This is a genomic window from Streptococcus sp. CCH5-D3 (assembly GCF_001556435.1).
GTDB lineage: Bacteria > Bacillota > Bacilli > Lactobacillales > Streptococcaceae > Streptococcus.
In genome coordinates this window covers 19,258-32,894 of record NZ_LSIW01000037.1, presented here as the reverse complement: position 1 = coordinate 32,894, position 13,637 = coordinate 19,258, and the positions used below count along the sequence as shown (strand labels likewise).

Below are 13,637 nucleotides of genomic sequence, written 5' to 3'. Positions count from 1 at the left end.
TTACTTGATTAACCAGAGTTACGAAGACCTGTTGCAATACCATTGATGGTAATGTGAATAAGGCTAATTTCGTCATCGGTCAAATCATTGTTACGAAGACGTTTAATCAATTCAATTTGGATGTAGTTCAAGACATTGAAGTATGGCAAACGGAAGTCCAAACTTGCTTTAAGTGACGGACTCTCATCTAGGAAGCCATCATGTTTTTCAATCGCAAGAATGACATCTTTAGTCAACTGCCACTCATCCAAAATAATATTGAAGACACTACGAACTTCTTCACTTTCTGCCAATTGTGCATAGTGGAAGGCGATATTCATATCTGATTTTGAAAGCACCATGTCTACGTTTGACAAAAGTGAACGGAAGAATGGCCATGTTTCAAACATATGTTGAAGTTTCTCGAGGTTGCCTTCTTCAGCTTGGATAAAGCGATTAAAGGCAGAACCCACACCATACCAACCTGGGAACATGATACGGTTTTGTGACCATGAGAATACCCAAGGAATCGCACGAAGACCAGAAATTTCAGTAATAGTCTTACGAGCAGCTGGACGAGAACCAATATTCAAACTTGACACTTCTTTGATAGGACTAGCTTCAAAGAAGTAATCGTAGAAATGTTCATTTCCAAAGACAAGGTCACGATAAATAACATTTGAATCGTGAACAATTCCGTCCATAACCTCACGGAAATCAACCAATTCTTCTGGATCGGCAATTTGACGTGTCACCATACGGTCAAGAGCAGCTGAAACAAGCATTTCAAGATTGTAGTAAGCAGCATCCTTGTTGCCATATTTATTACCGATAACCTCACCTTGTTCAGTCAAGCGGATACGGTCTTTGATTGTACCAAATGGTTGAGAAGTAATGGCATCATATGATGGGCCACCACCACGACCAACAGTACCACCACGACCATGGAAGAAGGTAATCTTAATACCACGCTCTTCCCCAATCTTAGTCAATTCATTTTGAGCCTTGTAGAGGGTCCAACCAGATGACAAGTAACCACCATCTTTGTTAGAGTCTGAGTAACCCAACATGATTTCTTGGTAGTTATTGCTATTCTTAATCCAACGTTTAACGATATCATAACCAAGGTATTGTTTCATGATATCATTAGAGTTTTCCAAGTCTTCGATAGTTTCAAAAAGTGGAACGATTTGGACACGCGCACGTTCTGTATCAACCAAGCCAACTTCTTTAAGAAGGATAGCCAACTCAAACATATCAGAAACGCTCTCAGTGTGAGAGATAATATGTTGTTTGATGACATCTTCACCAATATAGTCTTTCAAGAGACGAGCTGTACGGAAGATTGCCAATTCTTTTTCAAGAATTTCTGACTTAGGCACATTAGTTGATGACAAAGTACGAGGATCTTCTTGCAATTCTTTGAGAAGAACCGCAACCTTTTCAACCTCAGTCAATTCACTATAGTTATCAACAATATTAGCAGACTTAAGCAATTCTGCCACACAAGTTTCATGAACGCTTGAATCCTGACGCATATCGATTGTAGCAAGATAGAAACCAAAGACTTCTACAGCTTGGAGAAGCTCTTCAAAATCACCTGAAATTAAGACAGCATCGTCGTTTTCAAGAAGTGAATTTTTGATTGCCAAAAGATCATCATGGAAATCCTCAGCTGTTTCATAAAATTCAGTCGTTTGTTGTGAGACAGCTTGAAGACTTTGGCTGAGACGTTGTTGCACGTAATCAGCTACTACTTCACCCGTTGAAGCTGAGCCTAGACGAACATTTTCAGAAAGACGTTTGGCAACTCTTTCCTTGCTAAAGTTTCCTTCTTTAAAGAAAAGAAGTGTCTGAATCAACTTAGACTGGATGTAACTGAAAGCACGACGGTAAGGTTCATTTTCACGATAAACAGATGTATCCGGAGAATGTTTCGCCATCTCTGCTACTGTATCTGAAACCTCAGTCAAGCGTGATGAGAGGGAGAATGAACGGTAAAGATTATCAACTTTTTCGATATAGTAATTGAGGATAACTTCACTTTGTACTGTTGCAGAAAGTTTAAGAGTTTCTGCTGTTACAAATGGGTTCCCGTCACGGTCACCACCAATCCACATCCCCATAGTAATAGGTGTTGGATTGTCAAGTTTGATACCTTTTTCAACCGCTAAACGTTTGAATTCATGCGATAAGTTCGTAATCGCCTTAATCAATGAGGAGTTATAATACTCCATAACGTTAGTGATTTCGTTTTTAACCTTAAGTTTTTTCTCACGAATGATATCTGTTTGCATCATAATTTCTACATAACGACGCAAATCCGCATACCATTTATCCTTGTTGATAAGACCAGCCTTAACATCACGATGCTTACGGAGAAGTTCGTGAATGTGGTTAGTCAATTCAAGCATGGTTTTACGTTGAACCTGAGTTGGGTGGGCTGTCAATACTGGCACGACATTGACATGTTCAAGAATGTCACGTGCATTTTCACTTTCAGCGACAACATCAAAGGTTTCAGACAACTTACCTAGATAAGATTCATCAATATTGTTCTTGTGGTTGACTTCATAAGCCAAATCCACGTCTTCAGAGATATTAATCAAAAGAGGTAACAAAGAGAAATAACGTGATGCAACGACCATATCGTCATTTGTCATTTCTGAAATGGCTTGTGTAAGGGCCACATAGTCACCTTCATCATAAAGTTCAACCAAATGTTGGATAGTTGTGAGACCTTGCTCTCCAGCCATGCCTCGTGTTGCATCATCCAACAATTCTTTCAAGATACCAACTTCTTCAGAGATGATTTCCTGGTTGTTACTGCTTTCCAATTTATTAAAAGCCAAACCTTATTCTCCTTACTTTATGTAGTACCCTCTTATCATATCACTTTTAAAACAAAAGTAAACTATTTTCCTTTAAATCGTCAGTTATTTTGCAATTTTCCGACTTTTTCAAATAAATTTTCAAGGCTATTTCCGAACTTTATTAAAAAAGACTCTGAAACAGAGTTCAGAATCTTAATTATACTTTTCTTGATAGAATTTGATTTCATCGCCATCTTCAACCTTAAGTTGGTTGGCTGCTTTTTCACCTAGTTTACCATTGACATCAAACATCCAATAGATCCCCTTATCTTTATCTTGAGAAATACCATCAATCTCAGTGATGAAGCCATCGTTTTCTTGAACAGGATATACCTCTTCCAATACATCAAGCACTGTATCACCTTTTTGGATTTCTACTGATTTTTTCTTACTTTCCTTATCTGTTTTCAAAATCAAAGTCACTTGACCTTGAACCTTAGACTGATGATTATTTGTGCTGCTAGTAAGTTTAGCTGCCTCATTTTTTCCACAGGCTGCTAGAGTAACAAGTGATAAAGCAAGAAAAATATATGTCAATAATTTTTTCATTTCAAAAACCTCCTAAAAATAGACTGGATGAATGGATAGAATAGAAGCGTCGATACTGCATGATAGGTGTCGTAAAGCAGACCAGAAATAACAAAGGTAATCCCACTTCTAAATAGGAGGCCATAGCTATAATCCATGAGAACCCCATAGAGAAAGGACAAGAGAGTTACCAAAGCAATCTGCCAAACAAGTGACAACCTAGGTGCAATCAAACTCCAAAGAGCCATCAAGACGCCGAAGGCAAGAATCTGATTAAAGACCCAAGGACCAAAACCAAAGATGAATCCTGAGATGGACATGGTTAAAGCCATAATCAAGAGACCATCTACCAAACCCAAGTAAAGAACAGCCACAAAAAACATAGCTGTAATAGGCTGAATATTTGGCAATCCTATAAATGCCGACCGCAATCCTACTGCCAGAGCTGACAAAATGGCTATTCGAGCCATTCGTTGAATCGTTAGTTTCATACATATATTATGCCAGAAATAAGGAAATATGACTAGTTTTTAAAAATAAAAACTAAAGATTTCTTGAAATACAGAGTAAGATTGTACAAATTGAAGAAAGTAATATTCCTTGTTGCCTCTCCCAAATGTCAAACAGTTTGATTAGGCTAAATATTTGATATAAAAATGTACTCTCATTCACTATCCTCTGTCATCTTGACAACAGTAAATAATTAAGTTTGATTAATTATAAAAGTTAACTTGACTTATTTTTTATTTTAAAGTATATTAAACTCAAGGAGGTAGCTAATGATTCAAATTGAAAATATTAATGTGTCTTACCAACAGACATTGGCTCTGGATAATATCACCTTAAACTTGGAGGGACCTAGTATTACTGGGATTATTGGACCAAATGGTGCTGGTAAATCAACTCTAATTAAAGCATTAATTGGTATTATTCCTCACTCTGGAAAAATCCTTTTCAATAAACAACCTATTCGTCAGCAATTGAATCGTATTTCCTATGTTGCACAGAAGGCTGATATTGATTTTAACTTTCCGATTACTGTCAGAGAGTGCATCTCTCTAGGACTCTATCCCAAAACCAAGTTCTTTAAACGTCTATCTAAGAGTGATTGGTCTAAGGTCACAGATGCTTTAACACTACTTGGTCTAAATGATTTGGCCCATCGACAAATAAGCCAATTATCAGGAGGGCAATTTCAACGTGTTCTAATCGCTCGTTGTCTTGTACAAGAGGCTGATATTATTTTATTAGATGAACCCTTTGTAGGGATTGACTCTGTTAGCGAAGATATTATCATGAACACCTTGAGAGAACTTAGGGACAAAGGTAAGCTTATTCTTATTGTCCACCATGATTTGAGCAAAGTTCCTCATTATTTTGACCAAGTTATCCTCCTAAATCGTAAACTGATTGCTAGTGGGCCTACTAATCTTGTTTTTAATGAGGATAATCTCCGTAAAACCTACGGTAACAGTTTATTTTATAAAGGAGATGTAAATGATTTCTGAATTTATTGATGGTTTGCTAAATTTCCACTACTTACAAAATGCTCTTATAACGGCTTTAGTTATTGGAATTGTCGGAGGGGCTGTTGGTTGTTTTATTATTCTAAGAGGCATGTCGCTTATGGGTGATGCGATTTCACATGCGGTTTTACCCGGCGTAGCTACTTCCTTTATCTTGGGTATTAACTTTTTCATAGGAGCCATCATCTTTGGACTTTTAGCTTCTACAATGATTACCTATATCAAAAGCAATTCCATTATTAAGAGTGACACGGCAATTGGGATTACCTTTTCGAGCTTTCTAGCTCTCGGTATTATTCTCATCGGTGTTGCTAATAGTTCCACAGATCTCTTTCATATTCTCTTCGGGAATATTCTAGCTGTACAAGACATGGATATGTGGATAACGATTATCGTTTCACTTCTCGTACTAGCAACTATTACAATCTTCTTTCGCCCTCTACTCCTAACATCCTTTGATCCAATTTTGGCCAAGTCTATGGGAGTTAAGGTCACCTTCTACCACTACTTACTTATGGTTATTCTAACTTTGGTTTCTGTAACTGCCATGCAGAGTGTTGGCACTATTCTTATTGTGGCACTTTTAATTACACCGGCTGCCACTGCCTACCTTTATGTTCATAGCCTAAAAACAATGATTCTTCTCTCATCAGGATTGGGGGCTCTGGCATCTGTTCTAGGTCTTTTTATCGGCTATAGTTTTAATATTGCAGCTGGTTCGAGCATTGTATTAACGTCTGCTCTACTCTTTCTCATCAGCTTTTTCATCGCCCCAAAACAAAGTGGCATGAATAAAACTTCTAAACAATAAAAAATAGGATGAAAATAATATGAAAAAAATACTATCAACAATAGTACTACTACTTTTAGCGGTAGTTACTCTAACAGCTTGTACCAATAAACAAGGCAGTAACAAGGATAAATTACGAGTCGTTACGACCAATTCCATTATTGCTGATATCACCAAAAATATTGCCGGAGATAAAATCACTCTCCACAGTATTGTCCCCGTTGGTAAGGATCCTCACGAATACGAACCCCTTCCTGATGATGTAAAGAAGACATCGCAAGCTGACTTGATTTTTTACAACGGTATCAATTTAGAAACTGGTGGAAATGCTTGGTTTACTAAGTTAGTCAAGAATGCTCATAAGACAGAAAATAAAGATTATTTTGCAGTTAGTGATGGTGTTGAGGTGATTTATCTTGAAGGTCAGTCAGAAAAAGGTAAAGAGGATCCCCACGCTTGGCTTAATCTGGAAAATGGGATTATTTATGCTCAAAATATTGCCAAGCAACTGATTGCTAAGGACCCTAAAAACAAGACCTACTACGAAAAGAATCTAAAATCCTATACTGACAAACTTAGTAAACTGGACCAAGAAGCTAAAGAAACATTTAACAAGATTCCCGATGAGAAAAAACTGATTGTCACTAGTGAAGGATGCTTCAAATACTTCTCAAAAGCCTATGGCGTACCATCTGCCTACATCTGGGAAATCAATACAGAAGAAGAAGGCACACCAGACCAAATCAAAACACTCGTGGAAAAACTACGTCAAACAAAGGTACCAGCTCTCTTTGTCGAATCTAGTGTCGATGAACGCCCTATGAAAACAGTATCTAAGGATACCAATATTCCTATCTATGCAAAGATCTTTACAGATTCTATTGCTGAAAAAGGGCAAAACGGTGACAGCTACTACAACATGATGAAATATAATCTGGATAAAATCACCCAAGGCTTGAATCAGTAAAAATCTTATCTAAGATATGTTCTGTATTCTTCTGATAAATCTGTTATACTAAGATGAGACTATTTTCAAAGGAAGAGAAATGACACCTAATAAAGAAGACTACCTCAAATGTATCTATGAGATTGGTACTGAAGAAGGCAAAATTAGTAATAAGGAAATTGCGAACCGCATGCAGGTGTCTCCACCTGCTGTGACAGAAATGATTAAGAAATTGATTTCAGAAGGCCTTATCATCAAAGATAAAGCCAAGGGCTACCTCCTAACGGAAACAGGTACAATCAACGTTGCTGAACTCTATCGGAAACATCGCCTCATCGAAGCCTTTTTGGTGGACCACTTGCAATACACTTGTGATCAAATTCATCAAGAGGCAGAAATTTTAGAGCATACTGTCTCTGATCACTTTATCAATGCCCTTGACCGCCTACTCAATTACCCCAAAACCTGTCCACACGGTGGGCAGATTCCTAAATCAGGTCAGCTCATAGAGGAAATCTACAACCAGACTTTTACACAAGACCTTGCTCCTGGAGACTATGTCCTTCGTCGAGTTCAAGATCAAATTGATCTACTCCATTATTTGAAGACTGTCGGTCTTAAAATTGGAACACCTTTTACCTTTGAAGGCTTTGACCCTTTTACACTACTATACCGCCTGAATATTGATGGAAAAGAAATTCAAATTCCAGAAACTGTTGCTAGCAACCTTTATATTGAATCAAACTAAAAAAGCGAGGCTGATGAACACACTTAGAAGTGTCATCAGCCTCACTTTTTTTACATTTGTTTCAAGCGTTCCACCCGTTCTGAAATTGGGGGGTGGGTATAAAAGAGCTTCTGCAAACCAGATTCTTTTTTAGGGTCATTGATAAAGAGGGCTGCGCTAGCATCATCCACATGATGTTGCATTGGCGCACTATTATCAAGTTTAAGCAGAGCATTAATCATACCTTGTGGGTTACGTGTCAATTCGACGCTAGAAGCATCAGCTAAAAATTCACGCTGGCGTGAAATAGCCAACTGAACCAAGGTAGCTGCCAAAGGCGCAAGAATAATGGCAATCAAGGAAATAATGAGAAGAATAATTTCCAAACCGCTGCTTCCATTACGGTCATCATCATTTCTACGACGGCCTCCACCCCAGAACATCATATTACGAGCCATCCCAGCTAGCATGGTAATGGCAGATGCTAAGGCAACTGCTATGGTAGAGATTCGGATATCGTAGTTGCGAATATGACTCACTTCATGTCCAATAACTCCTTCAAGTTCCTCACGATTCATAACCGCAAGAAGACCTGTTGTAGCAGCTACAGCAGCATTTTTAGGGCTAGATCCCGTTGCAAAAGCATTCATTGAAGGATCATTGACAATAAAGACACGTGGCATTGGGATTTGAGCCACCATAGCCATGTCCTCGACCACATGATAAAGGTTCGGAGCGGTTTGTTCATCAACCTCTCGTGCACCATTCATAGCCATAACGACATTGGTTGATTGGAAAATCATGGTAACAGCATAGATAAAACCGATAACTAGAGCAAGAATCAGACCACCGAAGCCTGAACCTAACCAAAGATAGCCGACACCGTAACCAACAAGACCCAACAAGAGGAAAAAGACCAGGAGCAAAAGCCAAGTCTTTCTCTTATTTCGAGCAATCTGATCAAATAACATATTAGTTACCTAGTCCACTGAAATCAACCTTAGGAACAGCTTTTTCTTCTTCTGGTGTTTCAAGGAATTCAGCAGTCTTAAAGCTAAACATTTTAGCAATAACATTGCTTGGGAAAGTTTCCAATTTCACATTGTAGTTACTTGTCACACTGTTATAGAGTTGGCGCGAATAGGCAATTTTATTTTCAGTGTTCGTCAACTCTTCTTGAAGCTGGCTGAAGTTGGCACTAGCCTTAAGATCAGGGTAACTTTCAGCTACGGCAAAGATTCCAGAAACCTGACGAGTCAATTCATCACTGGCACGCATAGCTGCTGCAGGAGAAGTCGCAGCTGCTACTTGATTACGAAGTTCTGCTACTTTTTCAAGCGTTGAACCTTCATATTTAGCGTAACCTTTAACTGTTTCAATCAAGTTAGGAAGGAGATCATTACGACGTTTCAATTGAACATCAATTTGACTCCAAGCCTCCTTGGTTTGCATACGGCTTTTAACCAAGCCGTTATAACTTGTAATAACAAAAATCACAAGAACAACAATAATGGCAATAATAATCCAAATCATATTTAGTTTCCTTTCTTATACTTAAAAAGAGTCGGTACGACTTCTCTTACAAGTATTTTGATAGTCTCAGTATATCAAATTTTCAGATAAAAGTGGTAAAATGTGAGCCGTTTTACAAAAAAACTGGACAAGATGTCCAGCTTTTGTACTACTCTTTAGACGTGTGTCGTTTACCTTGGGCTAGGGCATCTGCTTCTGTCATAGTAACGACATTTGCTTTGTTGGTATTGCTAGGCATACTGTTGATGTCATACCAATAAACATCTGCTGTTCCATGACGCGCCACATAAACTGTTCTACTTTCTTCTTGTGTAGGTTGCACAGGCTCTAGCTCAGAACTCGGTTGTTCAGTCACCTGTGAACTCTCAGAACTAGGCTCAGATGGTGCTTCAGTAAATTCAGTAACCGTATTTGTCGCTGTCCCATCTGCATAATTGATTTCTGCATTTGGTGATTGGTTATCCAAGATAACATGCGTAACTCCCTGACTGTCAAGAGTCTCCTTATCTCCACCAAGTTTAATTTCTAAGAGATTTCCAGAACTATCAATACCGACATACTGAAGTTCCACTTGACGAGGCAACAACTCGTCTCCACTGTAGATAGCTGTTACCTTATAATCTAACCAATAGTTAGGGTGGAGTGCCAGCCAGTTATCCAAGCGATTCTCGTAATAAAGCATGCCTGACTGATTACCTTCGTCGGTTCCTTTATAATTTCCAGAGTTCAACCAGGCAGTCATAGGTACTAAATTCTTGCCCTCGTCATTGACACCAGAAAACTGATAGCCAATCAAATGTCCTCGATTCATTAACCAAGATTTTGATTTACCATCACCATAATAAAACTTATAGTTATGCCATCCTACAGGATCATATTTTATTTTACCGGGGCGTTTATTCTTTGGCTCGTCCTTATCTTGTAACTGTATATGAGCACTGTGGGCACGTCCTAACTGGTCCTTTTCCTCCATGACAAACTGCTTTTGACCATTAAAAGCTAATATACCATTGTTCTCATCCGCTTGAGCTACTGGAGAGCTTACAGTCAACGATTGTTTGCTAGTATCTACTGAAAATCCGAAACCTAAAGTAAATACTAAAACAAGAAGAGCAAATAAACGAATCCTACTATTTCTTTTTTCTTTCATTATCTTAACTCCTTAATTTTTTATCACTTTAATTATACAGGACCAAATCAAAGTGGATGATTAAAAATAAAGAATAATGATATTAGCCATCTTAGAACTTGCTTAAAAAAACAAGAAACATCCATTTTATTGGATGCTTCTTACCTATTATTTACCTGCTTTTTTACCTTGTTTTGTAAGATAAACTGTAGATATACTTAGTGCCGCAGCAACTCCGACAAGAAGGAAGACCGTTGTAGTATTAGACTTACCTTTTTCTTTTGAGGTGCTAGCTTGACTTTCAGAACCCTTAGCAACCTGATTTGCCTCAGTTGTTTTATCAATACGGGCGACATTCTTAGGTGTCTCATCCTTCTTGCTCTCCGCCCATTCTAACAAATCATTGCTAATCTCTTTGGCTACACCTTCAGAGCTTGTAAGTGATGCCGCTTCTGAGGCTAATGTTTCAGATGCCATAACCGCCATGACTTTACTTGCAATCACATCCACAGATTTCTCATTCAACAGAGAATTAAAGCGAATAGCTTCTGAGGCAAACTGACTGCTTGTTACAGGGGTTTTTAGGTCGTTGTTATAAGCGATCTGACTATTTGGCGAAATGCTGACAACTTCAGATGTACTTGCTGTTGTTGGTGCTTCGGAAACTTTGACGTCAACCTGACTTGTTGAACCTTTTTCAATAACTTCTGAAGAAACCTCGCTTATCGGATCTTTTTGTGTACTTTCTGAAGTTGGAGATTTCTCTGGGCTGTCAGAAGTAATTACTACGTCAACCTGACTGGTAGATGAAGCTACTGGTGTTTCCTCACTCTTTGGTGACTCAGAGGCTGGAGCAGTCGAGCTGGCTTCACTCTTTGGCGTTTCGGAAACTACTTCACTATTAGATGCTTCGGAGACTGGAGTACTTGAATCTGCTTCACTCTTTGGTGTTTCTGATACTGAAGTCTCAGATATCACTTCACTGTTTGATGCTTCGGAAACTGGAGTACTTGAATCTACTTCACTCTTCGGTGTTTCTGATGCTGAAGTCTCGGAAACTACTTCACTAATTGATGCTTCGGAGACTGGAGTACTTGAATCTACTTCACTCTTTGGTGACTCAGAAACTGAAGTCTCAGAGACCACTTCACTGTTTGATGCTTCGGAAACTGGAGTACTTGAATCTGCTTCACTCTTCGGTGTTTCTGATGCTGAAGTCTCAGAGACCACTTCACTGTTTGATGCTTCGGAAACTGCGGTGCTTGATACTGCTTCACTCTCTGCTGTTTCTGATACTGAAGTCTCAGATACTGGATTATTGACTGGCTTTGGCTCAGGCTTTGTTGGAGAAACTGTTGAAACAGCTCCAACAATCGTCGCCTTATTGTCAATCGTATTATTTGATAAACGGATTTCTCCATTACCATTGTCACCCATCTCAAAGTTTTTGGTAATCACCGGCTCAGCCAAGGTATTTAATAGCTTATTATCGTAGATATCAACATTCTTGATTGTTCCACGAACTTGTTGGAAATCAATGGCACCACGATGGAGGTTATAGAGGTCATTAGTTGTCCCTGAACGTAGAATGGTATTGTCATGAATCTTAATTCCAGAATCATTGAGGTCAAAATTGTGGCCTGCAAAGACTGTGTTTACACGGATACCTGCTCCAGCAAAGACGTCCTTGATGAGGTTTCCTGAGATTTCATGACCCTTACCACCAAAAATACCGATACCAGCCGCACGCCAGCCTGATTCAATGGTGTTGTTGAGGAATTTATTATTTTCCTCGGCTGTGGCATTTGTCCCATCTGAAATACTTGACCAGATAGCCAAACCATCATCACCATTCCCACGGATGTTAGAGTTTTTAACCATTGAATTCTTGGTTCCTTGAGCAAAGTTAATACCATCAGCCAAGTTATTACGGATACGAGCGTTTTCAACAACAAGACCATCCGTGTACTTCATATTTCCCGTCTGGTCGTAATCTCCAATCCACATACCAACTTCAAAATGCTGAACCCAGATGTCGTGAATTTTAGAATCCTTACCAAATGTTCCCGAAATAGCCTTGTATTGTGCATCCTCATTGTAACGAGAAGTCAAGTTGGAATCCATATAGAGATTGCTCAACTCAATACCATTACTGTTATGACCAAAGACAATACCACCACCATAGCGTTTGTCACTTGTGAACTGTAGTTGCGTATGCCAAACACCGGCACCTGAAATTTTTAGATTATCCGCTTCGATATTAACTTGTTTATCAAAATTGAAACGTCCCTCTGGAATATAGACAGATTTTCCACTGGCTTTAGCTTCTTCAACAGCCTCAAGTAGGGCAGCTGTGTCGTCACTATCATCATTAGCAGATGCCCCCTTATCCACTATACTGATACTATTTTCACTTTGGGCAACTGGCGCTGGAGCATGTTCTAACTCGATAAAGTCAATACCATAAGGGACATTGTCATCCTTCTTCTTAACGAGAGAAATCTTATCACCAGATTTTAATTGGATATCCTTGAGGAGGAGACGTGTCTCATCAAAACGAAAACGTGCACTTGACCCATCAATAGCTTGATCATACTCATGGTCACCTTTAAGGTACTGCCATGCTGAATGAGATGACAAATCAAGATTACCAACGCTTGATCCATTAACCTGGACATCCAACTGACCTGACGCACCATCAGGTATTGTATAACGCACATTCAAAGCATTGGCTGGCTCAGTAACATTGAAAGTCACTGCCGCATCCTTTTTAGGAAGCTCGACATAAGTTTGATTAGTCGCTTCCACAGCCGTAGATTCCATATCCGTTGACTGTTGGATTATAGCGCCATTTTCAACAGTTGCATTTTCTGCTTCATGAGTCGTGTAAGGCATTTTGGCACCGTAGGTATCTGTGCTATACTCCTTGCCTTGAGTTTGATCATCAGTCGCATTGGTTAAAACGTTTGCTGAGGTTTCTTGAGTTTCTGGGTTGCTTGCCTCAACCAATTGATCAATGGTCGGAGTCTGTTCAGCTGCTTGAACAGTGGTAACCTGAGGTTGAACTGGAGCAATATTGGCAGGTTGCAACACTTGCACTGTCTCTGCTGACGCTGGCTCTGAAGTCGCCAATTGGGCCGTTGAGGCTATTTGAGGTGTCTGTGCCTGATTTGAGGCATCAGTCAACTCACTAATCGATTGCGCCTCATCAGCCTGAGCTGCTTGCCCATTGGCAAGAGCCATGAACCCAATCAAGGCTGATGCTGCCCCAATGGAATATTTACGGATACTGTACTTTGGTTTCGTTTTTCTTTCTTTAAACAAGTCTATTCTCCTGATACTTTTTTTCACAATCTCTCTATCTTAGGACCAAGCCGTCCTTTGAAAGAAAATAAAGATTCCCTCATATTAAAAATTGTTAATAATTCTGTTGTTTTTCTTATTAAAAACAAACCAAAGTAAATTATAAGGGATGAGAAAACAAAATAAAAGGCTAAGTAATCTAGTTTAACAAGGCCTTAACAAAATTGTCATATTAGAAAGTTCAGTCATTCATTTCTAAATTATAGTCTAAAAATGTCGCACAAAAAGGTAATTTCTTTCACG

11 protein-coding genes are annotated in these 13,637 nt (G+C 39.0%); 4 read left to right on the top strand and 7 right to left on the bottom strand.

The features are described 5' to 3' along the window. Positions 1–8: 8 nt before the first annotated feature. The 3 genes from ppc to AX662_RS01570 all read right to left on the bottom strand — a co-directional run bounded on the left by ppc (position 9) and on the right by AX662_RS01570 (position 3,871). Positions 9–2,831, bottom strand: coding sequence for a phosphoenolpyruvate carboxylase (gene ppc / locus AX662_RS01580; RefSeq protein ID WP_002890650.1), 2,823 nt, complete (start codon positions 2,829–2,831; stop codon positions 9–11). A gap of 174 nt (positions 2,832–3,005) precedes the next feature. Then, the gene (locus AX662_RS01575; RefSeq protein ID WP_048790740.1) at positions 3,006–3,401 is read right to left on the bottom strand and encodes a DUF4430 domain-containing protein; all 396 of its coding nucleotides are present in this window, start codon (positions 3,399–3,401) and stop codon (positions 3,006–3,008) included. Then, the gene (locus AX662_RS01570; protein WP_021147012.1) at positions 3,398–3,871 is read right to left on the bottom strand and encodes a substrate-specific component CbrT of cobalamin ECF transporter; all 474 of its coding nucleotides are present in this window, start codon (positions 3,869–3,871) and stop codon (positions 3,398–3,400) included. The genes AX662_RS01575 and AX662_RS01570 overlap by 4 nt, the downstream gene beginning before the upstream one ends. 288 nt (positions 3,872–4,159) lie before the next feature. On the opposite strand from AX662_RS01570, the gene AX662_RS01565 reads away from it, so the two are divergent. The 4 genes from AX662_RS01565 (at position 4,160) to AX662_RS01550 (ending at position 7,390) form a co-directional block, all read left to right on the top strand. Continuing rightward, positions 4,160–4,888: a metal ABC transporter ATP-binding protein gene (locus AX662_RS01565; RefSeq protein WP_002890643.1), complete on the top strand. Its 729-nt coding sequence runs from the start codon at positions 4,160–4,162 to the stop codon at positions 4,886–4,888. After that, complete coding sequence (locus tag AX662_RS01560; protein WP_021147014.1) at positions 4,878–5,717, top strand: metal ABC transporter permease; 840 nt, start codon at positions 4,878–4,880, stop codon at positions 5,715–5,717. Before AX662_RS01565 ends, AX662_RS01560 begins: the two co-directional genes overlap by 11 nt. A 19-nt stretch (positions 5,718–5,736) precedes the next feature. Continuing rightward, positions 5,737–6,663 carry a metal ABC transporter substrate-binding protein gene (locus AX662_RS01555; protein WP_048790738.1) on the top strand — a complete coding sequence of 309 codons (927 nt, stop codon included), beginning with the start codon at positions 5,737–5,739 and terminating at the stop codon, positions 6,661–6,663. A 79-nt stretch (positions 6,664–6,742) separates the two neighbouring features. Continuing rightward, on the top strand, positions 6,743–7,390 hold the full coding sequence (locus tag AX662_RS01550) for a metal-dependent transcriptional regulator (RefSeq protein ID WP_048790737.1): 648 nt from the start codon (positions 6,743–6,745) through the stop codon (positions 7,388–7,390). Between the two features lie 50 nt (positions 7,391–7,440). Here the strand turns inward: AX662_RS01550 and htpX are convergent, their stop codons facing one another. The 4 genes from htpX to AX662_RS01530 form a co-directional block, all read right to left on the bottom strand. Beyond that, on the bottom strand, positions 7,441–8,340 hold the full coding sequence (gene htpX, locus AX662_RS01545) for a zinc metalloprotease HtpX (RefSeq protein WP_048790736.1): 900 nt from the start codon (positions 8,338–8,340) through the stop codon (positions 7,441–7,443). Position 8,341: 1 nt separating this feature from the next. Then, complete coding sequence (locus AX662_RS01540; protein WP_060971429.1) at positions 8,342–8,902, bottom strand: LemA family protein; 561 nt, start codon at positions 8,900–8,902, stop codon at positions 8,342–8,344. A gap of 148 nt (positions 8,903–9,050) precedes the next feature. Beyond that, on the bottom strand, positions 9,051–10,052 hold the full coding sequence (locus AX662_RS01535) for a DNA/RNA non-specific endonuclease (protein WP_060971428.1): 1,002 nt from the start codon (positions 10,050–10,052) through the stop codon (positions 9,051–9,053). A 147-nt stretch (positions 10,053–10,199) separates the two neighbouring features. After that, positions 10,200–13,355 (bottom strand): YSIRK-type signal peptide-containing protein, encoded by a 3,156-nt coding sequence (locus tag AX662_RS01530; protein WP_060971427.1) that lies wholly within the window; start codon positions 13,353–13,355, stop codon positions 10,200–10,202. Positions 13,356–13,637: the final 282 nt, after the last annotated feature.

Coding starts and splice junctions, on each gene's coding strand:
- AX662_RS01575 (WP_048790740.1), bottom strand. CDS start 3,401: ATGAAAAAATTATTGACATATATTTTTCTTGCTTTATCACTTGTTACT.
- AX662_RS01570 (WP_021147012.1), bottom strand. CDS start 3,871: ATGAAACTAACGATTCAACGAATGGCTCGAATAGCCATTTTGTCAGCT.
- AX662_RS01565 (WP_002890643.1), top strand. CDS start 4,160: ATGATTCAAATTGAAAATATTAATGTGTCTTACCAACAGACATTGGCT.
- AX662_RS01560 (WP_021147014.1), top strand. CDS start 4,878: ATGATTTCTGAATTTATTGATGGTTTGCTAAATTTCCACTACTTACAA.
- AX662_RS01555 (WP_048790738.1), top strand. CDS start 5,737: ATGAAAAAAATACTATCAACAATAGTACTACTACTTTTAGCGGTAGTT.
- AX662_RS01550 (WP_048790737.1), top strand. CDS start 6,743: ATGACACCTAATAAAGAAGACTACCTCAAATGTATCTATGAGATTGGT.
- htpX (WP_048790736.1), bottom strand. CDS start 8,340: ATGTTATTTGATCAGATTGCTCGAAATAAGAGAAAGACTTGGCTTTTG.
- AX662_RS01540 (WP_060971429.1), bottom strand. CDS start 8,902: ATGATTTGGATTATTATTGCCATTATTGTTGTTCTTGTGATTTTTGTT.
- AX662_RS01535 (WP_060971428.1), bottom strand. CDS start 10,052: ATGAAAGAAAAAAGAAATAGTAGGATTCGTTTATTTGCTCTTCTTGTT.